We start from the raw sequence: 22,376 nt of genomic DNA, 5'->3' as shown, positions 1-22,376 counted from the left end.
ACCCGGATTTCCATCACTTCCTCCGCTGTCTGCATCCCTCCCCCCTCCGCGCAGGTCAGGGGGAGTCTACGAGCGGTGGGTCAGTTTTCACCCGATGACCCGGGTCAGTTTTCCAGCGATGGCAACACTGGTCTATGTGTCCGCCCTGTCGCCCGACGCTGGCGAGACCACGGCGCAGCAATATGACGGCTATACGACACCGCCCGAGTTCGTCATCGAGACGAGTGAGGACGGCTTCGGCTTCATCAAGCCCGACAATTTCGCCGCCGGCTTCGCGGCGGATGCGACGAAGGCCGACGTCGATTTCCTGAAGGCGTCGCAAGTTCCGATCAATATGGCGAGCTTCGGCGTGACGCTCCGGCATGCCGCTTGGCGGACCAAGCCCAGCTGGGCGGTGATCGCGACGGAGGACAGGGCTTTCGATCAGCGGATGCTTCAGGATATGGCGAAACGCATCGGTGCGAAGGTCACGAACGTCCCGGCCAGCCATGCCGTCTACTTCACGCAGTCGGAGGTTGTTGCGACGGTGATCGACGAAGCGGCCCAACAGTCGGGCGCAGTTTCGCGCTAGGCACCGGCCTCGTAGGACCATCTTCTCTGCTTACGAAAAGGCCCGTGACATGAACCATTCCATCTCCGGCGGTTCCGAGGATTTCAACCGACGCGTCCATGACAATCAGACGCAAAGACTCTCCAACCTCAAGCCTGCCTATGACTTCATCGTCTGCGGTGCCGGCGCATCCGGCTCCGTGATCGCGCGCCGCCTGGCTGAAAATGCCGACTGCTCCGTGCTCCTCATCGAAGCGGGGGGCAGCGACGAGGATGAGGCGGTGCTGAATCCGGCATTGTGGCCCACGAATCTCGGCGGTCGGCGCGACTGGGGATTCCAGGCCGAGCCGAACCCGCATCTGGGCGGCCGCGCGCTTCCCATGTCCATGGGCAAGGGGCTCGGCGGTGGGTCGAGCATCAACGTCATGGTGTGGGCAAGGGGCCATCGCGCCGACTGGGATTATTTCGCGGAACAATCCGGCGATGCCGGCTGGAGCTATGAGGCGGTTCTCGGCATCTACCGACGCATCGAGAACTGGCAGGGTGCGGCGGATCCGCATTTTCGCGGCAGTTCCGGACCGGTCTGGGTGCAGCCCGCACAGGATCCGAGCCCGATCGCCGGCGCTCTGCTCGGCGCGGCCGAGTCCCTCGGCATCCCGCGCTACGACAGCCCCAATGGCAGGATGATGGAAACCGCGGGAGGCGCGGCCTATACCGACATGCTCTTGCGGGACGGACGGCGCAACTCGCTCTACCGCGCCTATGTCCATCCTGTGGCCGACCGACCGAACCTCACGATCCTGACCGATACGCTCGTGCGCCGCGTGCTCCTCGACGGGACGAAGGCGACCGGCGTCGAGGTCGAACGAGGCGGCGCGATTCTGTCGCTCATGGCAGGTTCGGAGGTCATCCTGTCCACCGGCGCCATCAACACGCCCAAGCTGCTCATGCTGTCCGGGATCGGCGACAGGAGCCAACTTGACCGGCACGGCATTCCGCTCGCACGTCACCTGCCCGGCGTCGGCCGCGGCCTGCAGGATCATGTGTCGTTCGGCTGCACCTGGGAGTATCGGGAGCCGATCGCTCCACGCGCCAGTGGGAGCGAGGCGACCCTCTATTGGAAAAGCCGCCCCGAACTGGAGGCGCCGGACCTTCTGTTCTGCCAGGTCGAATTCCCCGTTCCCAGCGAGCGCACGGCGGTGCGCGGCGTCCCCGATCATGGGTGGACGATGTTCGCCGGGTTGGCGCAGCCCTACAGCCGTGGCGAGGTGCGGCTGCGGTCGGCGGACCCGGCCGCGGCGCCTCTGGTCGATCCCAACATGCTGTCCGATCCGCGGGACCTGGAGACGGCACGCGCCTGCGTGCGGCTGTGCCGCGAGATCGGGAACGATGTGGCTTTCGCACCCTATGTCCAGCGCGAGGCCGTCCCCGGGGTGGGATCGGCGGTCGACGATCAATTCCTCCGCGACGCAGCGGTGACCTATTGGCACCAATGTGGGACGGCTCGGATGGGCATGGATGACATGTCGGTCGTCGACGCGTCGCTGGCGGTTCACGGCATCGACCGGCTGCGCGTCGCAGACGGCTCGATCCTCCCGAGGGTCACGACGGGCAACACGCAAGCGCCGTGCGCGATCGTGGGGGAGCGCGCGGCTGAAATCTTGCAGCGGCGGCACGGGTTGTAGACGCCTTTCATCAACCCACGGGCTATACGTTGCATGTTAAGCGCCCAACCGAGCGGCGCGCCGACGCCCTGGCGGCGGTGGATTGGGTGCGCATCGATCCGATGACCGACGACGACATTGCCCGCCAGATCGCCGCCAACCCCGACGTGCCGGCGGACCTGTCCGACGCGCCAGCGGACGGCCTTCTCCTCGCCGCCTGCCATTCTCATTTTGTCCGCTCATAGGTCAACTTCGCGTATCTCGTTCGGGTCGTTTTCACGAGGTCGCTGGAACACAGCCGTGATCTCGATCCCGCTGATGGCCATTTTGCACAGCTATGTGGTCACCGGGCCATCAAAGGCTTTTCCTTTACCTCCCACGTAATCGCAGATGGATCGCGGAATGACGATGCTGTGGGTGTCCGGTCGATCCGGGCAATCCTACAAAGGAGTTCCGCCATGACGAATGCCACCCATATCGCTCAGCGCTACATCGCCGTCTGGAACGAGACCGACCCCGACCGCCGGCTGGCTCTGCTCGTCGAACACTGGAGCGATGATGCGCATTACCTTGACCCGATGGTTCAGGCGAACGGCCACACCGGCATCAACGCCCTGATCGGCGCCGTGCAGCAGCGGTTCCCGAGTTGTCGTTTCTTCCTGCACGGCACGCCCGACGGTCACAACGACCGCGTGCGCTTCTCCTGGTCCCTCGCTCCGGCGGGGGCCGAGCCGGTGGCCCGCGGCACCGACTTCATCCGGTTGGCCGCCGATGGACGCATCCGCTCGGTGAGCGGCTTTCTGGACCGGGTTCCGGAAGGTGCATAGCGCACCGGCTTTCCCGTCCCGCAGCGTCCCGAACCCAGGAGCACCGACCATGAACATGCCTTCGATATCTCCCGCCGACCCGGTCCAGCCCGGCTTCATCCACACGGACGACGGCGTAAGGCTTTACTACCGGGATTGGGGGCTGGGGAAACCCGTCGTCTTTCTGTCCAGTTGGTCGCTGAACTCCGACTCCTGGGCCTATCAGATGTTGGCGCTGACCGAGCGCGGTTACCGCTGCGTCGCGTACGACCGTCGCGGCCATGGCCGGTCGAGCGACCCGGGAATCGGCTTCGACTTCGACCGGCTGGCCGACGACCTCGCAACCCTGCTCGACACGCTGGATCTGGACGGTGTTGCGTTGGTCGGCCATTCCATGTCCTGTGGGGAAATCATCCGCTACCTGAGCCGGCACGGCAGCCGCCGCGTTTCCCGCACGGTTCTGGTCGGCACGATGACACCAACGCTTTCCCGGACCGACGACCACCCTGACGGAATCGATCCTGCCATCTTCGAAGCCTTCCGCTCGGATTGGCTGATGCGGGACTTTCCGGCATGGCTGGAGGACAACATTCGCCCCTTCATGACGGCGGACAGTTCACCCGGCATGATGGCCTGGGTGAAATCGATGGCCTTGCAAGCCTCGATGAAGGCGCTTCTGGACTGCCATCGGGCGACGACGTCCACGGATTTCCGGCGGGAGCTTCGGGACATCACCGTGCCGACCCTGCTGATCCACGGCGATCTGGATGTCTCCAGCCCGCTTGGCATCACCGGAAGGAAAACCGCCGAGCTGATGCCGAACGCGACGCTGACCGTCTACGAGGGGGCGCCGCACGGTCTGTTCCTGACGCATATGGACCGCTTCAACCGCGACCTGCTGACCTTTCTGGATGCATGATCGGCAGCGCTGGTATCATGTGGAGCGCAAAACACCGACAACACCGGACCGGAGGCCGGAACAATGCCGCAAACAGCCACCGGGCACCGACCGACCCCCAGGACCGTGCCGCGCCAACCGGTCGGCGAGTTGCTGCGCGCGTGGCGCAAGCGGCGTGGCTTGAGCCAACTCGACCTCGCCTGCGAAGCCGACATCTCGACCCGGCACGTCAGCTTCCTGGAAACCGGGCGCTCGCAGCCCAGCCGGACCATGCTGCTCCATTTGGCGGAGCGAATGGACATTCCGCTGCGCGACCGCAACGCGCTGCTCGCCGCCGCGGGCTTCGCGCCGGTCTTTTCCGAACACCGGCTGGGCGATCCGGAGATGCAGGCCGCCCGTCGGGCGGTCGATCTCGTGCTGACCGGGCACGAGCCTCACCCGGCGTTGGCCGTCGATCGGCACTGGACGCTGGTTGCGGCCAACCGGGCGGTCGCCCCGCTGCTCACCGGCGCTTCGCCGGATCTTCTCCAGCCTCCGGTGAACGTGCTGCGCCTCAGCCTTCACCCCTCCGGGCTGGCACCGCGGATCGAGAACTTCGCCCAGTGGCGGGCGCACATCCTGCACCGGCTGATCCGGCAGATCGACGTCAGCGCCGATCCCGTACTGGCCGCGCTGTTCGGCGAGTTGAAGGGCTACCCGATGTCCGGCGGGCCGGCTCCGCACGGCCGGGGCGAGCCGTTGTCGTCGCATGATGGCGTGGTGGTTCCTCTGCGGCTCAGGACGGACGCCGGGACTCTCTGCTTCTTCAGCACCACGACGGTGTTCGGAACGGCGGTGGACGTCACTTTGTCCGAACTGGCCATCGAGGCTTTCTTCCCGGCCGACCTCGCCACAGCGGAGATCATGCGGCAGACCCTCGCCCAGTTGTGAGGGACTGAGGTGATCCCCATTCCCCGGTTCTCCCGCACTTTGCGTGGATCAGGTTGCGAGGAGATCGCGACGGCGCAGCAGATCGAAGCTGGCGCGTCCGTACATCTGACGAGACCAACCGCATCAACAGGTTCAACCTTCACGACACGGCAGTCCGGGATCACAGAAAGCTCTTGCATGCTCCATTACATAGGATCTGCCGAGGCGCCGGCTCCAGCGTCGTCAGCCCTTCCACGCAAAGTGCGGGAGAACCGGGGAACGGGGACCATCTCAGTTCCTTGCGGAGAACTTCTGAGTGGAACCATAAACTGTTGCGAGAACACCTATAAACCGCACTCCCCAGAGCTGCGGGGCGCCTACTCCGCCGCAGCGTCGCCGGGCTCGTTTCCCCCGCTCCATTCCCGAACGAGGCCGTACGCCACGGCGAGCAGTGTCGGGCCGAGAAAAATGCCGATCAGGCCGAAAGCGACGAGACCGCCGACGATTCCCAGGAAAATGATGATGAAGGGAAGATCGCTGCTCCGACCGATCAGGATCGGGCGCAGGACGTTGTCGAGGCTGCCGACCAGCACGCCGACCCAGGCCACCAGAAAGATCGCCATGGCGGTGCGGCCCTGGCTGGCCAGCCAGATCGCGGCGGGCAACCAGATCAGCGCCAGCCCCATCGGCACCAGCGCCAGGAAGAAGGAGACGAAGCCGAGAAGCAGGACGCCGGGAATGCCGGCGATCCAATAGCCCACGGTGGCGGCGATGGCTTGCACCAGCGCGGTGCCGAGCACGCCATGGACGACCCCGTTGATCGTCTCGGCGGCAACGTCGAGGGACTGCCGCGCGCGGGCGCCGGCGATCCGCCCGACGATGCTGTGCAGCCGGCGCACGGCGGTGCGGCCGTCCCGGTAGAGGAAGAAGGCGATCAGGACGCTCAGCGCGATCAGCGACGTCCCCGAGAGAAGATGCCCACCGCTCGCCAGTGCAAAGTCGCGGATCTGGCCGATGTAGGGCTGGAGCGTCGTGCGCAGATTGGACTCGCCGCCCGCCAGCACGCTCCAGGTTACCTGCAGCCGGTCGCCGACTATCGGAACGCCGATCAGCCAGTCCGGCAAGGGCGGAAGTCCCCGGTTCATGGCCGCGTGAACCGTTTCGACGACGCGGAAGACATTCTCCGACAGCTTTATTCCAAGCGCCGCGAGAGGGCCGACGAGGATCGCCATGATCATCAGCGTCATGATCGCCGCCGCCAGCGTGGTGCGGCCGCCGAGCGCTCGCTCGATGCGCTGGTGCAGCGGCCAGGTGCTGAAGGAGAGAATGATGGCCCAGAGGATCGCCGCGATGAAGGGGCGCAGCACGACGAAGCAGCCGATCAGCAGGATCAGCATCATGGACAGGACGAGCGCCTTGCGGACATAGCTCATCTCGTACCGCTCCGGGGATTCCGAGGCGTCGGCGTGCGGCAGGAACCGGTCGTGAATGAAGTCCGCCATGGCTTGTGATCCCTTCAGGGCACGATGGCCCAAGTACCCTTGTCCGTCTTGCCGACGTTCATCGGGTGTGGATGCCGCTGCGCGCGCATGATGTCGATCCGAACATGACGGCAGAGGAAGCGGCGCGATCTCACACGTGCTGCTCGTGGACGGTCCTGTCGGCGTGGGCTCCCTTCGCGCTGTCGAGGAAACCGTCCGCCGTGGTCGTTGCGAAGACATGCATGAGGCGGGCGATAACCCCGGTCCAGCCGGTCTGGTGACTGGCCCCCATGCCGGCGCCGATGTCGCCGTGGAAGTACTCGTAGAAGAGGATGTGATCCTTCCAGTGCGGGTCCTGCTGGAACGTCCGGGCGCCGCCGAACACCGGCCGATTGCCGTGTTCGTCGCGCAGGAAGATGCTCTCCAGGCGCCGCGATATGTCCCGGGCGACCTCATAGAGGTTCATCATGGTCCCCGATCCGGTCGGGCATTCGATGAGGAAACCGTTTCCGAAATAGGCATAGTATTGGAGCAGCCCGCGAACGATCAGCGCGTTGATCGGCATCCAGATCGGCCCGCGCCAGTTCGAATTTCCGCCGAACATGCCGCTGTCGGACTCCGCCGGCAGGTAGGGAACCCTGAATTCCTGGCCTCCAACGACGAAGACATAGGGGTGGTCGGCGTGATGCCGGGACATCGACCGGATGCCGTAGGGGCTGAGGAACTCCCGTTCGTCCAACATGCGTGTCAGAACCCGGCGCAGCCGGCCTTCGTTCAGGATGGCTCCAAGCCGGCGCCCGCCGAACCCGATCTGCCGCGGGTCGTGCATGGCGCCCACCAACTCCGGGCGATCGGCCAGGAAGGAGTGGAAACGCCTGGCGATGTCCGGGTGCTCGGCCAGGACGTCGCCGTCGAAGACGCAAACGGCGCACAGCGGCAGCAGACCCACCAGGGATCGGACCTTCAGGCGCTCCGTCCGTCCGTCCGGCAGCCGCAGCACGTCGTAGAAGAAGCCGTCCTCCTCGTCCCACATGCCGGTGTCGTCGCCGATGCGGGTCATCGCCGACGCGATCCACAGGAAATGTTCCGCGAACTTGACGGCCATGTCGGCATGGAGCGGGTCGGTCTTCGTCAGTTCCGCCGCGATCTCCAGCATGTTCAGGGCGAACAGCGCCATCCAGGCCGTGCCGTCCGCCTGCTCCAGACAGCCGCCGGTCGGCAACGGCGCGCTGCGGTCGAACACGCCGATGTTGTCGAGCCCGAGGAAGCCGCCTTCGAAGACGTTCCGTCCCTCGCGGTCCTTGCGGTTGACCCACCAGGTGAAGTTCAGGAGCAGCTTGTGGAAGGTCTGCTCGAGCCAGCGGCGATCCGCCTCGTCGTTCCGCGGCTTCAGCAGCCGGTAGGTGAAGATGGTCGCCCAGGCGTGGACCGGCGGGTTCACGTCGCCGAAGTTCCACTCGTAGGCCGGAATTTGCCCGTTGGGGTGCAGGTAGCGCTCGCGCAGCATCAGCTCCAACTGCTGCTTGCCGAAATCGGGATCGACCAGCGTCAGGGCGAGCACGTGGAAGGCCAGATCCCAGGCCGCGTACCAGGGGTATTCCCACTTGTCCGGCATCGACACGATGTCGGCGTTGTGCATGTGGTGCCACTGGCTGTTGCGCGGGCCGATCCGGCGGGCCGCCGCGAATGGGTTGGCTCCGTGCTGCTTCAGCCAGGTGCCGACGTCGTATTCGTAATACTGCTTGCTCCACAACATGCCCGCCAGGGACTGACGGAACACCAGCGCCTCGTCCGCGCTGAACGACGGCGGGGTGATCGAGGCGTAGAACGCGTCGGCCTCCCGGCGGCGGGCGTCGAACAGGTCGGTGAAGGCGGCGCCGAAGACATCGTCGCCCGCCGCTTCTCCAGCCATGTTGTCCGCGTCCAGGCGCAGGCGGATGGTCCGGCTCCCGCCGGGGGCGAGGGTCAGGCGGTAGTGGGCGGCGGCCTTGGTGCCGGTCTTGTCCGGGTTCACCGCTTCCGCCTGCCCGCGCACGACGCAGGCGTCGATCCCGTCCTTGACGTAGGGGGTGCGGTTCGGGACCCCGAACAGGCGCTGGCGGTTGGTCTCGTTTTCGGTGAACAGCAGCGTCGGACCGCCGTCGCAATGCAGGGCCTTCTCCCCCTCCTCGGGATCGAGGGCGGCGATGCGGCGGCCCGGTACGGCTTCGCGGAGCGTGGGTTTGCGCGCGGTGTCCTCGGAACCGTCGTCCCGTGACCACTGGTTGCGCCACCACAGCGTCGGCAGGACGTGCAGGTCCGCCGCCTCCGGCCCACGGTTGTGAACGGTGATTTCGATCAGAATTCGCTCGGGAGATGCCTTGGCGTATTCCACGAAGACGTCGAAATAACGATCCTTGTCGAACACGCCGGTGTCGAGCAGTTCGTATTCCAAGTCCTGGCGGCTCCGCCGACAGCTCGTCTCGACCAGATCGTTGTAGGGAAATTCCGCCTGCGGATACTTGTAGAGATACTTCATGTAGGAGTGGGTCGGCGTGCTGTCGAGGTAGTAGTAGTATTCCTTCACATCCTCGCCGTGGTTGCTTTCGCCGTTGGTCAGCCCGAACAGCCGCTCCTTGAGGATGGGGTCGCGCCCGTTCCACAGCGCCAGCGCGAAGCAGAGCCGCTGGCGGTCGTCGGAGATGCCGGCCAAGCCGTCCTCGCCCCACCGGTAGGCGCGCGAGCGGGCGTGATCGTGCGGGAAGTGGTTCCAGGCATCGCCGTGTTCGCTGTAGTCCTCGCGCACCGTGCCCCATTGCCGCTCGCTGAGATAGGGGCCCCACATCTTCCAGGGGACGCCCTGTTCGCGCGCCTGATCGAGCCGCACCTGCTCGGCGGTCCGCCCACCTTCCAGCCGTTCACCCCGGTCAGGCATGTCCCCCTCCCTCGCTGAACCGTTCGTCGATGTTCCCGCTCATCCGGCGCCGACGGAGACGTCCGCGGAGGCGCACCGCGTGAGGGGGCGGATCGGCGGATGGTCACACACCGCTCGTCACCCCCTTGGTCGGCGCCGGCCCCGGCGGGTGCATGGCCTCGTCGTACCGCGGCTTGGCGCGTTCCTCCGCCGCCGGTTCCCGGATTCGGAACCAGGCGACGTAGAGCGCCGGCAGGAAGAGCAGCGTCAGCAGGGTCGCCACGATCAGGCCGCCGATGATCGCGTAGGCCATGGGGCCCCAGAAGACCTCGGGCGCGATGGGGATCATGCCCAGGCTGGCCGCCGCCGCCGTCAGCAGGATCGGCCGCACGCGGTGCATGGTGGCGTTGATGACGGCGTCCCAGGGATGCTCCCCGGCCTCCAGATGCTCGTCGATCTGGGCGATCATGATGACCGAGTTGCGGACGATCATGCCGATCAGCGCGACCACGCCCAGAATGGCGACGAAGCCCAGCGGCGTGCCGGTCGGCAGCAGCGCCGCGACGACGCCGATCAGGCCGAGCGGCGCCACGCTGATGACCAGGAACAGCTTCTGGAAGCTCTGAAGCTGGATCATGAGGATAGTCAGCATGACGAAGACCATGATCGGGAAGACGGCGGTGATCGAGGCCATGCCCTTGGCGCTGTTCTCCACCGTGCCGCCCGCTTCGATGGAGTAGCCGGGCGGCAGGCTGCGCCGCAGTTCCTCCACCGCCGGGGCCAGCTGCTGCACCACCGTCGCGGCCTGCAGCGGGGGGACCAGATCGGCCTGGACGGTGATGGTCGGCAGGCGCGTCCGCCGCCAGACCACCGGCTGCTCCAGGTCGTAGCGCATGGTCGCGACCTCGCCCAGCGGCACGGTGCGGCCGTCCGGAATAGCGATCTGGAGGTTGCGCAGCGTCTCGATGGAGCTGCGCTCCGCGTTGGTCGCCTGGGCGACCACGTCGATCAGATAAATGTCGTCGCGCACCTGCGTGAAGGCGGCACCCGACACTGTGGCGTTCAGCGCCTGATTGAGCGATTTGGAGCTGATCCCCAGCAGGCGGGCCTTGTCCTGGTCCACATCGACCCGCACCACCTTCGACGGCTCGTTCCAGTCGTAGTTGACCAGCAGCGTGTAGGGGTTGGTGCCGATGGTGTCGGCCATCCGGGCGGCGATGGCCCGCACCTCGCCAACGTCGGGTCCGGAGACGCGGTACTGGATCGGCCAGCCGACCGGCGGCCCCATCTCCAGCGGGCTGACCCGCGTGTTCAGATCGGAGAAGTTCTCGTTCAGCACCTTCTCCAGCCGGGCGCGGACGTCCTCGCGGACCTTGTAGCCCTTGGTCACCACCACGGCCTGCGCGAAGTAGTCGTTGGCCAGCTGCACGTCGAGCGGCAGGTAGAAGCGCACCGCGCCCTGGCCGACGTAGAAGCTCCAGCGCTCGACGTCGGGGTCGGCCGCCAGCACCCTCTCGAAGCGATCCACCACCTCCTCGGTCGCCCGGATCGAGGCCGTCTGCGGCAGGGTCAGATTGACCAGCAGCTCCGGGCGGTCGGAGGCGGGGAAGAACTGCTGCTGGACGAAGCGCAGGCCGAAGACCGACAGGCCGAACAGCAGCAGCGTGGCGACGATCACCAGATAGCGCGCCCGCATGGCCAAGCGCAGGCTGCCCCGGAACATCCGCATCAGGCGTCCCGGTTCGCCGCCATGCTTCGATTTCATGGTCTTGGGCAGCACGTTCACCCCGATGAGGGGCGCGAACAGGACCGCCACGATCCAGGAGAACAGCAGCGCCATCGCCACCACGGCGAACAGCGTGAAGCAGTATTCCGCCGCACCGCCCTGGGCGAAGCCGATGGGGATGAAACCGGCCACGGTGATCAGCGTGCCGGTCAGCATGGGAAAGGCCGTGGAGGTGTAGGCGAAGGTCGCCGCCTTATCCAGGCTGAAGCCCTCCTCCAGCTTGGTGATCATCATCTCCACGGTGATCATGGCGTCGTCCACCAGCAGGCCGAGCGCGATGATCAGCGCGCCCAGCGAGATGCGCTGGAGCGTGATGTCGAAGAACTCCATGCCGATGAAGGTCATGCCCAGCACCAGCGGGATGGAGGTCGCCACCACCAGCCCGGCGCGCAGCCCCAGGCTGATGAAGCTGACCACCAGGACGATGACGACCGCTTCCTTCAGCGCCTTGGTGAAGCCGGCGACCGATTCCTCCACCACCACCGACTGGTTGGCGACGAGGTGGACGCCGATGCCCACCGGCAGGTTCGCCTCGACCTGCCGCATCCGCTCGCGGATGCCCTCGCCGAAGGTCAGCACGTTGCCGCCGGCCGCCATGGAGATGATCATCCCGATGGCCGGCTGCCCGTTGTAGCGGAACAGCGGTGACGGCGGGTCGGCGTAGCCGCGCCGGATGTCCGCCAGATCGGCCAGCCGGTAGAACTTGTCGTTGGCGCGCAGGCTGATGGCGCGCAGGCTGTCCTCCGACGTGAAGGCGCCGCTGACCCGGACCGAGATCTTCTCGTCGCCCGCCTGCACCACGCCGGCCGGGGCCACGGCGTTCTGGGCCTGAAGCTCGGCGATGACCTGCTCGCGGTCGATCCCCATCGCGGCCAGCTTGCGCGTCGAGAAGTCGAGGTAGATCCGCTCGTTCTGGACGCCGACGAACTGGATCTTGCCGACGTCCGGCACGCGCATGAGATCGGCCCGCGCGGTCTCCGCATAATCCTTCAGCTCGCGGTAGCTGAAGCCGTCGGCGGTGAAGGCGAAGACCGTGCCGAAGGTGTCGCCGAACTCGTCGTTGAAGGCCGGCCCCTGCACGCCCTGCGGCAGGGTGGCCTTCATGTCGGCGATCTTCTTGCGGACCTGATACCACAGGTCGGGCACCGCCTCGGCCGGCGTGTAGTCCTTCAGGTTGACGTAGACGACCGAGATGCCGGGCTTGGTGTAGCTCTTGACGTAGTCGAGATAGGGGATCTCCTCCAGCTTCTTCTCGATCGGGTCGGTCACCAGCTTCATGGTGTCCTCGATGGTGGCGCCGGGCCAGTTGGCCTGGACCACCATGGTCTTGATCGTGAAGGCCGGGTCCTCCTCGCGGCCGAGGCGCATGTAGGCCATGCCGCCCGCCAAGGTCAGCGAGATGATCAGGTACCAGACGAAGGAGCGGTGGCGCAGAGCCCACTCGGAGAGATTGAAGCCGGTCATGGTGCCGCCGCCGTTTCTATTTTCTGGTTGAACCGGACCCGCTGGCCTTCGCTCAGGCTGTGCACGCCGGCGGTGACCACGACGTCGCCGCGGGTCAGGCCCTCGGTGACGATGACCGGGCCATCGCTTTCCCTGGCCCTAATCACGACCGGCTGGCGCCGGACGGTCTGGGCCTTCGGATCGACGACCCAGACGAAGCTCCGCCCCGCCTCCTCGAACAGCGCCGTTCCCGGCAGCTCGACCACCGGAGCGGGCGGCTGCTTCAGGCGGCCGACGACGGTCGCGCCGAGGCGCAGGGCGTCGGGCGGGTTGTCCAGCGCGATCCGGACGGTGTGGGTCCGGGTGACGGGATCGGCCTGGGGCGAGATCTCGCGGACGCGGCCCACCGCCGCGATGTCCGGCGCGCCGGCCAGCGAGACCTCGATCACCGGGTCCTTCGGTGCCGCCCGGATGCCGGTCTCGGCGACGTTGAAGACGGCTTCGCGCTCCTCCGGCTGGGCGACGCGCACCACCATCTGGCCGGCTTCGACCACCTGTCCGGGCTCGGCCCCGATGGTGGTCACCACGCCGTCCCGATCCGCCCGCAGCTCTGTGTAGCCGACCCGGTCGCGGGCCGATTGCAGCGCCGCCTGCGTCGCGACGACCTTGGCGTCGGCGGTGCGCATCGCCAGCAGCGCCGCGTCGTACTGCGCCTGGGGGGCGTTGCCGTTGGCCAGCAGTTCCCGCTTGCGGGACTCCTCGTTGCGCGCCTGCACCTGATCGGCCTGCGCGGAGGCGAGGTTCGCCTCGGCGGTCCGCAGCGCGTTGCGCTGGTCCTGGTCGTCCAGCCGCGCCAGCACGTCGCCGGCCTTGACCAGATTGCCCACATCGACCTTGCGCTCGACCAGCTTTCCGGCGATGCGGAAGCCAAGGTCGGCGTCGGCCCGCGCCTCGATGGTTCCGGTGGCGGAGCCGCCCATCCGGAAGGTCACCGGCTCCACGGTGATGGTCCGCACCGGCCGGATCACCGGCGCCGCGTCGGCGTGATGGCCGCCCTGCGGCTGACAGGCCGCCAGCGCCGGGGCCAGGGCCAGAAGCGCGATGAGCAGCGGGTTCGTGGTTGGCCGCCACGTGTTCGGCCGCGCGATGCCGGTCATGCGCCGCTCCCCGGCTTGATGGTGACCTTCTGGTCCGGCCGCAGCTTCTGGACGCCGCCGACCACCACCAGATCGCCGTTGTCGAGGCCGCTGGAGACGGTGACCGTGCCGGTGTCGTATTGCAGGACGGAGACGGGGCGCAGGCTCACTGTGTCGGCCGGCCGCGCCACGACCCACACCGCCGGGTCTCCATTCTCCGTCTGGAACAGCGCCGAGGACGGCAGATTGACCACCGGCCGCGCCGGCAGCTTGGCCCGCCCGACGACGGAGGAACCCAGCAGGAAGGCGTCGGGGGCGTTGGGCAGGGAAACCTTTACGGTGTAGGTCCGGGTCACCGGATCGACCCCCGGAGACACCTCGCGGATCGTTCCCTCGGTGACGGTCTTCGCATCGTTGACGAGCCGCACCTCGACCGTCGGCAGGCCCTCCCGTCCTTCCAGCCGAATGCTGGCGCCCGGTACCTGGAAGACCGCTTCCCGCTCTCCCGGATCGGCCAGCCGCAACACCGTTTGGCCGACGGCGACCACCTGGCCGGGCTCCGCCGTCTTAGCCGTGATGACCCCGTCGCGGTCGGCCCGCAGTTCGGTGTAGGACAGCGTGTCGCGGGCCGAGCCCAGCTGTGCCTCGGCGGAGTTCAGTTCGGCCTGCGCCTGCTGGTAGCGCTTCTGGGCGTTGTCGTACTGGACCCGGGTTGTGAAGCCGTTGGCGAGCAGGGAGCGCTGGCGTTCCTCCTGAGTCCGGCTCTGCTCGACGGCGGCCTGCGCCGCCGCCACGTCGGATTCGGCGGACCGCAAGGCGTTGGTCTGGTCCTGGTTGTCCAGCCGTGCCAGCAGTTGGCCGGACGTGACCGTCTGCCCCACGTCCACCAGCCGCTCGACCACCTTGCCGCCGACGCGGAAGCCGAGGTTGCTTTCGTGGCGGGCCTGGATCTCACCGGTCAGCGCGGCGGTGCGGTCGAACTGGCTCACCTGCACCGGCAGGGCGCGGATCAGCGTCGCCTCGGCCGGTGGCGGCACCGGCTGCTCGCAGCCGAGAAGCAGGAGGCCGGCGACAATCGCCGATCCGGATGACCAAAATCCGGATGACCCGAACCCAGATGACCCGAACCCAGATGACCAGGGCATGATGCCTCTCTCCTTCCCAGGACCGTGTCACGCGGAGCGGTGGCGGCGGAGGATGTTGCGGGTATGAAGCGCGATCATCCGTTCCTCGTCGGTCGGGATGACGCAGCCCTTGACCCGGCTGTCCGGCGTCGTGATGCACAGCGCGTTCGCGGCGTTGGCCGCCTCGTCGAGGTCGAAGCCGAGCCAGCGCGCCCGCTCCGCGATGGCCTTGCGGATGGCGGGCGCCCGTTCGCCGATGCCGGCCGTGAACACGAGCCCGTCGATGCCCCCCATGGCGGCGGCCAGCGCCCCGATGGCGAGGCTCGCCCGGTAGACGAAGCAGTCCAGCGCGAGGCTGGCGCGCGGGTCGGTGCTGGCCAGCAGGTCACGGACGTCGTTGCTGATGCCGGACAGCCCCTTCAGACCGCAGTCGTGGTACAGCAGCCGTTCGATGGCGCGGGCGTCCGTGCCCTTGTCCATCAGGTACAGGACCACGCCGGGGTCCAACTGCCCTGGCCGCGTCCCCATCGGCAGCCCGTCCAGCGCGGTGAATCCCATGGTGCTGTCGACGCTGCGCCCATCTTGGATGGCGCACATGCTGGCCCCGCTGCCAAGATGCGCGACGACGACCCGTCCGCCGGCGATTCCGGGGGCGAGGTCCGGCAGGCGCCCGGCGATGTATTCGTAGCTCAGGCCGTGAAAGCCGTAGCGCCGCACGCCTTCCTGGTAAAGGGAGTCCGGGATGGCGTAGCGGTCGGCCGGTTCGGAATGGTGCCGGTGAAAGGCCGTGTCGAAGCAGGCCACCTGAAGCACATCCGGCAGGAGTTTCCGGATCGCCCGGATCGGCGCCAGATTGTTCGGCTGGTGGAGCGGGGCGAGCGGAACGTAGCGTTCCAGCGTCCCGATCACCGTGTCGTCCACCGCCACATGGGTGTCGTAGGCCGGTCCGCCGTGAACCACACGATGCCCGACCGCCACCGGCATGGCGCCGCTCAGCCGTTCCCGCAGCCACGCGCCGAGAAAGGCCAGCGCGCCGGGAACCCCGTCACCGGATTCAGCCGGCAAGGGAACGCTTCCGTCCTGGAGAACCAGCCGGGGCGCCGTGCCGATCCCCTCGATCCGGCCGCGCAGGCGCCCCGGCAGCGTCCCGTCCGCCACATCGAACAGCTGGAACTTGATGCTGGAGGAACCGGCGTTGATGACCAGGATCGTTTCGGTCATGCCCGTTTCGGTCATGGTCGTCTCGGTCATGGCGACCTCACCCCTTCACCGGCTGCTCGACCCGCTGCCGGTGCGCGTACAGCGCCGCCACGGCGCAGGAGGCCATGCGCGTCATGACGCTGTCGGCCCGGCTGGTCAGCACGATGGGCACCCGCGCTCCCAGCACGACGCCGGCGGCATCGGCGTTCGCCAGGAAGGTCAGGTTCTTGGCGAGCATGTTGCCCGCCTCCAGATCCGGCACGACGAGAATGTCGGCCTGCCCGGCGACCGGAGAGTCGATGCCCTTGATCCTCACCGCTTCGGGGCTGATGGCGTTGTCGAGCGCCAGCGGCCCGTCCAGCAGGCCGCCGGTGATCTGCCCACGGTCGGCCATCTTGCACAGCGCGCCGGCCTCCACGGTGGAGGGGATTTTCGGGTTGATGGTCTCGACCGCCGACAGGATCGCCACCTTCGGCTGGGGATTCCCCAACGCCCGCGCCAGATCGATGGCGTTCTGGATGATGTCGCGCTTGTCCTCCAGGGTCGGCGCGATGTTCACCGCGGCGTCGGTGATGAACAGCGGCTTCCCGTAGGTCGGCACGTCCATGATGAAGACGTGGCTGATGCGCCGTTCCGTCCGCAGCCCGCTGTCCTTCCTCGCCACCTCGCGCAGCAGTTCGTCCGTGTGCAGGCTTCCCTTCATGAGAAGCTGCGCACGCCCCTGGCGCACCAGTTCCACCGCCGTGGCGGCGGCGGCGTGGCTGTGCGGCACATCCACGATCTCGTACGGGGCGATGTCGAGCCCGGACTCGTCCGCCACGGCCCGGATGCGCGCGGCCGGACCGATCAGGATCGGGGTGATGAAGCCCTGGCGGGCCGCATCGACGGCGCCGCCCAGGGACGAGGCGTCGCAGGGATGCGCCACCGCCGTGGGGATGGGGGAGATCTCGCGGCAGGCGGCGACCAGCCGTTCGTACTTTTCATGCCGACGCGGGGAGGGTGGCTGGTTGCCGGCCATGGCGTTCCCCCCTCACCAGCGCAGATACAGCCCGACATCCCCCGGCATGCCGCCGGGATAGTCCAGGATCTGCGCCCGCAGCTTGTAGCCCTTCGCCCTCAGATTCTTGTCGAAGACCTCGTAGGCTTCGCGGGCGAAGCCGGTCAGGGAATTCGGCCAGTCCGGCTCGAAATTGTTGATCGCCCGGCCACCGTCGGTGCAGTAGCTGCTCGGGAAGCGCGCCACCTGGATTTCCTTCACGCCGCGCGACGCGGCGTCGCGCACCGCGCGGGTGAACCGCTCCTTGGCGTCGGGGCGGATGTGCTGGTTCATGAAGGCTTCGCGGACGGTGTCCTGTTCCTTCATGTGCTTCTTTTCCCGCTCCAGGGCTTCCTGGAGCAGGGCCATCTCGTGCTCCTCGGCGAGCTTCCGGAGTTCGGCGGGCGAAATCAGGTCGTCGCCGATGTCGGGGACGGCTGCGGCCGCCTTGGTCTGGTCCATGTTGCTCATGACGCGTTCCCCTTGTTGCTTGTCAGTCCCGTGCGTCGGCGCCGGGTTCACTTGGCTTTCGCGGTGCCCATCACCCTGCGCTGCGCGTCTGTCCTGCTGATGTCGGAGGCGGCCCTGCCCAGGGACGATCCGCCGGAACCGGGCAGCACGCGCAGGGGCGGCTCGCGCTCGGCCTCGATCCGCTCCTCCTTGTTCTGCAAAAGAGCGTCCACCTGCCGCAGGCGGGCGCGCTGGTCGGGGGTCAAAGGCCCGGAGGCCTCCAGGACGCGCTCCGCCAGCGCCATCACCTCCTTGCGCTCCTTCTCGCCGGACAGCAGCTTGGGCAGCGCGCTCATCGCCGCGGCTTCGTCCATCAGCATCAGGAAGACCTGTTCGCGGAAGACCGCGCGGACGGCGTCCATGGACTGGTGCTGGGTGCCGGGATGCTCCTCGCGGATCTTCCGCAGCATCTGGAAGGCGCGCTCGTCGAGGGCGCCTTCGCCGCGCCGTGCGTGGATCAGGACACGGAACAGCGCCTCCCGCACACCGCCTTCCTCGACGCGGGCCATGATTTCGGCCATCCGCTTCTCGAACAGGGCTTCGAACGCCTCGTCGCGGACGTGCGGCGGCCGCGCGTCCTCGCCCGGCGCGGCCAGCCCGACCAGAGCCTGAAGGAGCGGTGCGTTGTAGAGGCCCATGAACAGGCGCTCGACGGCGCCGTCGCGCGCGTCCCGCCAGCGGTCGAGCCCCTGCACGATCTCGTCCGAAACGCGGTTCTGCGCGCTCAGGTACGGGTTGTCCGGGCTCACCGGGCGGCGGTGCTCGCGCACCCAATCGGCCATGGGGCCGACCGCCGCCATGAAGGGGTTGAGGTGCGAAAACAGGTAGTACTGGCTGCGCGCCGGGTTCATCATCCGCAGCCATTCGGCGAAGGGCTCGTTGACGGTCGCCTGGATCGAAGGCCGGGCGAAGGTGGCGTACAGGCCCTTGTTGATGTCCGAGATGCGGGCCACCGCGGCGAAGCGTCGGTCGTCCTCCGGCGTGTTGCCGCCAAGCCCGCGGATGTCGTCGAGCGTGCGCGGCTCGAACCGCGTCACGTAATCGCCCGCGACCAGATCGGCGCCGGGGACGTTCGGGTCCTTCGGCTGAAGGATCATCTCGTAGAGACCCGGTGGCAGCAGGTCGATGAAGTCGATGTTCTCGACGAACTCCGACGTTTCCTTGCGGGCGACGCGGCCGGACACGAAGATGCCCAGATGCCCGATGTCGTGATGCAGATTGTAGACGATGGTCTGCTCGTGGGCCCGGATGTCCTCGACGTCGCTGTAGAGATCGAGTATCCAGCCCAGCGCCTGTTGCGGCGGCGTGATGTTGTCGCCGAAGGACGCGAAGACCAGGATGGGCGAGCGGATGTTCCGCAAATCCAGCCGGCGCCCGTTCCGGACGATGCCGCCGCTGGTCATCTTGTTGCCGACGAACAGTTCGTCGGTGATGACCTCGATCTCCTCCCCATTCATCAGGAAGAAGCCGCTCCACCACTTTTCGAACTCAAGGTAGCGGTCCGCTTCCGTGTCGATATGGGCGTACAGGTTGTACGCCTTCTTCCAATAGGTGTTGGCCGGGTCCAGCTTCTCGAAGTTGCCGACCAGATGCGCCCCGTCGAAACGGCCGTTGCCGAGGTCGCTGGCCAGGGCGGCGAGCCACGCGCCGCCATAGAGCCCGCCGAGGTAGCGCATCGGGTTCCGCCCCTTCACGCCGGCCCAATAGGACAGCGGGGAGCCCGCGATGATGATCGGTCCCATCAGGTCGGGCCGGACCGCGCTCAGCGCCATCACCGCCCATCCGGCCTGGCAATTGCCGATGACGCACGGCTTGCCGGCCGCGCCGTCGTGCAGTTTTCCGACATGCTCGATGAAGAAGGCCTCCGCTTCACCCACGTCGGCGAGGGTCTGCCCCGGCTCCGGTTCGGGATGAAAGCCGATGAAGTAGCAGGGGTGCCCGGCGCGCAGTGCGGTGCCGATCTGGCTGTCCGGCTTGAAGCCGCCGATCCCGGGCCCGTGACCGGCGCGCGGATCGACGATGACGAACGGACGCTTGGATGGGTCGGTGCCGACGGCAGGGTCCGGCAGAATGCGAAGCAGCATGTAGTTGCACGGCCGCTTCAGCCTCCGCCCTTCCATCACGACCTCGTACGGGAAGGACAGAACGGGCGGCTTTCCTTTATCGGCGTGGTCCATGAACTGGTCGCCGCGGCGCCGCAGGACATCCAGGAACAGGACCCAGCGCTGCATGGCGTCGACGCCATAGTCGAAAGCGTCCTGAAACGGGTTGGGAACATTGAACGGGTTGGGGAAAGCCGGCGTTGGCCAACCATCCGCGCCTTTCCCGGCCGTCGTCTCTTCCACCGGCTTTGTCCCGGTTGATTTTGCCCCCGTTGATTTTCCTGCGGCCCCGTTTTCCGAGGGTTCGACGAAGGGTCCAAGGAAGGGAAATGCCGCAGTCCAGGCGGAAAACCAGCTCGCCAGAGGCTGCTGTTCCGTCAGGGGGCGCACCCGCCGATTTTTCATCACATGCCCTCTTTGGCTGTACGCTCCTGTGCCGGCTGTGCGTTCGCTGTGCCGACCGGCTTCTTTGCATCCGCGAAGGCGCTGCGACGCTGGCGCTGCGGATACCGCCCCATGATGAGAAGGTGAGGGGCCAAGGCACTGGCTTTGATACGGCAAATACTGCACCGCATCATCCGCCGCGTTGAAGCATGCAACTGTTGGCACTGTTACCGTATCAGGCCACGTTCCTTTGGTGGCTCATCCCAAAAACAGTACGGCGGCACCGGATCCCGACCAAAAACCAGATTTTGGATTTTCCGTGAATGAAATTCAGATTGTAGTAAGCCGCAATTGTCCGTTATTTGCACGATTTTGTTTACTGAATTTATATGATTTTCCTTGTGACAAGATAGAACTTGTCTTTAAATAGAGTAAATTTTGCCAATTTATCGGTATTACGGACAGAAGGCGGCCTTCTTCACATGATCGATACGGTGGGCGTTACCGTAGCATGACTGCGCTTTGGCTTGGAGGAATGCTACCTTCCAAAGCACAGTGTCTTGCGAGTTCAATTGTTCCCCCGACCTGTGCGCCCTGCCCATCCGATCGGCTGTCCATCGATTGGCTGTCCATCGATTTCGCATCGGGCCGACCGGTTCGCCGGGGAAGCGTCTCCTGTCCCTGAAAAGCCGCCCACAAAAAGCGTTGGGAGCAAACCATGAAACACCGAACCAAGGTCGCTCTGGCCGTTGCCCTGACGGCGACGGTGATCACCGCCGCGAACGCGCAGATGGGGCCGACCCCTACGGAAACCAATTTTCAGGTCCGGACCACGGGCGACCTTGTGCGGCTGTGCGAAGCCACACCAAACGACCCGACCGGCATCGCGGCGCTCCATTTCTGCCACGGTTTCGCCGTCGGCGCCTATCAGTACCATCAGGTCGTGACGGCCGCCGAAGGCAAGCGCCAGCTGGTGTGCGCGCCGACGCCACCGCCGTCGCGCAACGACGCCGTTTCCGCTTTCGTCGCCTGGGCGAAGCAGAATCCCAGGCTGATGGACACGCCGCCGGTGGATGGGCTGTTCCGCTTCCTGTCTCAGCGCTACCCCTGCCGCGCCTGATCCCGCCGGCCTCCGCTTCCTTCGCCGCGGTCCACGGCCTTCGATCAAAGGCCAACCAGGATGGGAAAGACCATGAAACCCACACAGATCCTCCGCGTCGCCGTCGTCGCGCTTCCCCTTGCGGCTTGCGCCGACATGTCACCGACCCAGCAGCGCGCGCTCACCGGCACGACCGGAGGCGCCGCCGGCGGAGCGTTGATCGGCGCCATAGCCGGCAACGCCGGCATGGGTGCGGCCATCGGCGCCGGTGCCGGTCTGGCCGGCGGTCTGCTCTATGACTATCACAAGCGGACCGAGGCCTCGGCCTACCAGCGCGGCGTCCAGCAGGGGTCCACCCAGCGAAGCGGCACCCAGTGACCCGCGGCGATCCTGCGCTGACGGGGACGTTCTCGCCATGCCGCCGACCCCACTGGATGGCCGGCGCGTCCTTGTCACGGGCATCGCCGACGACTGCGTAAAGGACGCTCGCGAAGCTTGGCCAGCCGTTGTCATTCTGCGATGCGGCGGGCATTCTGATCGCGATGATACCATCCCTGGCGCATGAACCACGATCCTGCGAGCAGACCGTCGCCGCTGCGGCGGTTGTTCGCGACGTTCTCGGCGGCGCTGCCTCAGCCGCGTATCTCTACGGCTCGGCGGTCGCGGGTGGCCTGCGCCCGAACAGCGATCTCGACATCCTTGTCGTCACCGATCGATCGCTGTCGGACGGTGAACGCGTCGCGATCATCCGCCAGCTTTTGCCGATCTCGGGAAGCACCGCCGTCGGCGGGCCGGGCCGCCCCATCGAACTCACCATCCTCGCCCGCCCGGCCCTGATCCCATGGCGCCACCCCGGCGCCCTTGAGCTCCAGTATGGCGAATGGATGCGCGTCGATTTCGAGCGGGGCGACATGCCCGAATGGCCATATCGAGATCCCGACGTCGCCGTTCTGATCGAGACGGCCCGTTGCGGGGCCCTGCCGCTCTTCGGCCCGCCCGTCGACTCGGTCCTCGATCCGGTGCCGCACGCGGATCTTGTCCAGGCCATGGTGGACATGGTGCCGATCCTGATCCCGGGGATCGAAGAGGGGGACGACAGGCGAAACGGGCTGCTGACCCTGGCGCGAATTTGGACGACGCTCACGACCGGCGAGATCCTCCCGAAGGATCAGGCCGCCGATTGGGCACTCGCCCGTCTGCCCGAGGAGCACCGGCGCGTTCTGGCGCACGCCCGAGCGGCCTATCTTGGTGAGGAGCGGGAGGATTGGAGTGGACTTGTGCCGAGGGTGCGGCCGCATGTCGACCACGTCATCGCACACATTCGGACCCTGTCGTGAAAGGCCGTGAAAAGGTGGG

The 22,376-nt window shown here is 66.8% G+C and carries 17 protein-coding genes and 1 pseudogene; 9 read left to right on the top strand and 9 right to left on the bottom strand.

The genetic code is table 11. The features are described from left to right. The 6 genes from DS837_RS28630 to DS837_RS28605 all read left to right on the top strand — a co-directional run. The coding region (locus tag DS837_RS28630; protein ID WP_211102430.1) for an alpha/beta fold hydrolase at window positions 1–571 on the top strand (571 nt) is incomplete at its 5' end. 49 nt (window positions 572–620) lie between these two features. Further along, window positions 621–2,234, top strand: a complete 1,614-nt coding sequence (locus DS837_RS28625; RefSeq protein ID WP_149167843.1) for a GMC family oxidoreductase — start codon at window positions 621–623, stop codon at window positions 2,232–2,234. A 29-nt stretch (window positions 2,235–2,263) separates the two neighbouring features. Next, window positions 2,264–2,458: a hypothetical protein gene (locus tag DS837_RS28620; RefSeq protein WP_149167842.1), complete on the top strand. Its 195-nt coding sequence runs from the start codon at window positions 2,264–2,266 to the stop codon at window positions 2,456–2,458. 213 nt (window positions 2,459–2,671) lie between these two features. Further along, a complete protein-coding gene (locus tag DS837_RS28615) occupies window positions 2,672–3,040 on the top strand; it encodes a nuclear transport factor 2 family protein (protein WP_149167841.1) in 369 nt (122 codons plus the stop codon). Between the two features lie 49 nt (window positions 3,041–3,089). Next, a complete protein-coding gene (locus DS837_RS28610; RefSeq protein WP_149167840.1) occupies window positions 3,090–3,938 on the top strand; it encodes an alpha/beta fold hydrolase in 849 nt (282 codons plus the stop codon). A gap of 63 nt (window positions 3,939–4,001) precedes the next feature. Beyond that, window positions 4,002–4,847: a helix-turn-helix domain-containing protein gene (locus tag DS837_RS28605; protein ID WP_149167839.1), complete on the top strand. Its 846-nt coding sequence runs from the start codon at window positions 4,002–4,004 to the stop codon at window positions 4,845–4,847. A gap of 356 nt (window positions 4,848–5,203) precedes the next feature. On the opposite strand, the gene DS837_RS28600 is transcribed toward DS837_RS28605, so the two are convergent. The 9 genes and pseudogenes from DS837_RS28600 to DS837_RS28560 all read right to left on the bottom strand — a co-directional run bounded on the left by DS837_RS28600 (window position 5,204) and on the right by DS837_RS28560 (window position 19,666). Then, window positions 5,204–6,328 carry an AI-2E family transporter gene (locus tag DS837_RS28600; protein ID WP_149167838.1) on the bottom strand — a complete coding sequence of 375 codons (1,125 nt, stop codon included), beginning with the start codon at window positions 6,326–6,328 and terminating at the stop codon, window positions 5,204–5,206. A 130-nt stretch (window positions 6,329–6,458) separates the two neighbouring features. Continuing rightward, window positions 6,459–9,221: an MGH1-like glycoside hydrolase domain-containing protein gene (locus DS837_RS28595; protein ID WP_149167837.1), complete on the bottom strand. Its 2,763-nt coding sequence runs from the start codon at window positions 9,219–9,221 to the stop codon at window positions 6,459–6,461. 103 nt (window positions 9,222–9,324) lie between these two features. After that, a complete protein-coding gene (locus DS837_RS28590) occupies window positions 9,325–12,450 on the bottom strand; it encodes an efflux RND transporter permease subunit (RefSeq protein WP_149167836.1) in 3,126 nt (1,041 codons plus the stop codon). After that, window positions 12,447–13,586, bottom strand: a complete 1,140-nt coding sequence (locus DS837_RS28585) for an efflux RND transporter periplasmic adaptor subunit (RefSeq protein WP_149167835.1) — start codon at window positions 13,584–13,586, stop codon at window positions 12,447–12,449. Before DS837_RS28585 ends, DS837_RS28590 begins: the two co-directional genes overlap by 4 nt. After that, the gene (locus tag DS837_RS28580) at window positions 13,583–14,602 is read right to left on the bottom strand and encodes an efflux RND transporter periplasmic adaptor subunit (protein ID WP_170296025.1); all 1,020 of its coding nucleotides are present in this window, start codon (window positions 14,600–14,602) and stop codon (window positions 13,583–13,585) included. Before DS837_RS28580 ends, DS837_RS28585 begins: the two co-directional genes overlap by 4 nt. A gap of 135 nt (window positions 14,603–14,737) precedes the next feature. Then, window positions 14,738–15,940, bottom strand: coding sequence for an acetate/propionate family kinase (locus DS837_RS28575; protein ID WP_247890179.1), 1,203 nt, complete (start codon window positions 15,938–15,940; stop codon window positions 14,738–14,740). Window positions 15,941–15,947: 7 nt separating this feature from the next. After that, window positions 15,948–16,877, bottom strand: a pseudogene (locus tag DS837_RS28570) (bifunctional enoyl-CoA hydratase/phosphate acetyltransferase); the annotation flags it as partial. Between the two features lie 42 nt (window positions 16,878–16,919). Then, window positions 16,920–17,396 (bottom strand): hypothetical protein, encoded by a 477-nt coding sequence (locus tag DS837_RS28565; RefSeq protein ID WP_149167832.1) that lies wholly within the window; start codon window positions 17,394–17,396, stop codon window positions 16,920–16,922. Between the two features lie 47 nt (window positions 17,397–17,443). Next, a complete protein-coding gene (locus tag DS837_RS28560; protein WP_247890178.1) occupies window positions 17,444–19,666 on the bottom strand; it encodes a DUF3141 domain-containing protein in 2,223 nt (740 codons plus the stop codon). Between the two features lie 973 nt (window positions 19,667–20,639). Between DS837_RS28560 and DS837_RS28555 the strand changes: the two genes are divergently transcribed. From DS837_RS28555 to DS837_RS28545, 3 genes are all read left to right on the top strand, one after another. After that, on the top strand, window positions 20,640–21,041 hold the full coding sequence (locus tag DS837_RS28555) for a Rap1a/Tai family immunity protein (protein ID WP_149167830.1): 402 nt from the start codon (window positions 20,640–20,642) through the stop codon (window positions 21,039–21,041). A 72-nt stretch (window positions 21,042–21,113) separates the two neighbouring features. After that, a complete protein-coding gene (locus tag DS837_RS28550; RefSeq protein ID WP_014239563.1) occupies window positions 21,114–21,398 on the top strand; it encodes a glycine zipper family protein in 285 nt (94 codons plus the stop codon). 128 nt (window positions 21,399–21,526) lie between these two features. Further along, the gene (locus DS837_RS28545; RefSeq protein WP_211102429.1) at window positions 21,527–22,357 is read left to right on the top strand and encodes an aminoglycoside adenylyltransferase family protein; all 831 of its coding nucleotides are present in this window, start codon (window positions 21,527–21,529) and stop codon (window positions 22,355–22,357) included. The last annotated feature ends 19 nt before the right edge of the window (window positions 22,358–22,376 follow it).

The organism is Azospirillum brasilense (genome assembly GCF_008365405.1).
Taxonomy (GTDB): Bacteria; Pseudomonadota; Alphaproteobacteria; order Azospirillales; family Azospirillaceae; genus Azospirillum; species Azospirillum brasilense_D.
Note: the sequence above shows the minus strand (reverse complement) of the source record. Positions and strands in the feature narration are given on the sequence as shown.

What these genes read in the sequence shown, in the direction of transcription:
- DS837_RS28550 (WP_014239563.1), top strand. Translation starts at nt 21,114, where the DNA reads ATGAAACCCACACAGATCCTCCGCGTCGCCGTCGTCGCGCTTCCCCTT.
- DS837_RS28600 (WP_149167838.1), bottom strand. Translation starts at nt 6,328, where the DNA reads ATGGCGGACTTCATTCACGACCGGTTCCTGCCGCACGCCGACGCCTCG.
- DS837_RS28610 (WP_149167840.1), top strand. Translation starts at nt 3,090, where the DNA reads ATGAACATGCCTTCGATATCTCCCGCCGACCCGGTCCAGCCCGGCTTC.
- DS837_RS28585 (WP_149167835.1), bottom strand. Translation starts at nt 13,586, where the DNA reads ATGACCGGCATCGCGCGGCCGAACACGTGGCGGCCAACCACGAACCCG.
- DS837_RS28565 (WP_149167832.1), bottom strand. Translation starts at nt 17,396, where the DNA reads ATGAGCAACATGGACCAGACCAAGGCGGCCGCAGCCGTCCCCGACATC.
- DS837_RS28625 (WP_149167843.1), top strand. Translation starts at nt 621, where the DNA reads ATGAACCATTCCATCTCCGGCGGTTCCGAGGATTTCAACCGACGCGTC.
- DS837_RS28615 (WP_149167841.1), top strand. Translation starts at nt 2,672, where the DNA reads ATGACGAATGCCACCCATATCGCTCAGCGCTACATCGCCGTCTGGAAC.
- DS837_RS28595 (WP_149167837.1), bottom strand. Translation starts at nt 9,221, where the DNA reads ATGCCTGACCGGGGTGAACGGCTGGAAGGTGGGCGGACCGCCGAGCAG.
- DS837_RS28575 (WP_247890179.1), bottom strand. Translation starts at nt 15,940, where the DNA reads ATGACCGAGACGACCATGACCGAAACGGGCATGACCGAAACGATCCTG.
- DS837_RS28555 (WP_149167830.1), top strand. Translation starts at nt 20,640, where the DNA reads ATGAAACACCGAACCAAGGTCGCTCTGGCCGTTGCCCTGACGGCGACG.
- DS837_RS28590 (WP_149167836.1), bottom strand. Translation starts at nt 12,450, where the DNA reads ATGACCGGCTTCAATCTCTCCGAGTGGGCTCTGCGCCACCGCTCCTTC.
- DS837_RS28605 (WP_149167839.1), top strand. Translation starts at nt 4,002, where the DNA reads ATGCCGCAAACAGCCACCGGGCACCGACCGACCCCCAGGACCGTGCCG.
- DS837_RS28560 (WP_247890178.1), bottom strand. Translation starts at nt 19,666, where the DNA reads ATGCAGCGCTGGGTCCTGTTCCTGGATGTCCTGCGGCGCCGCGGCGAC.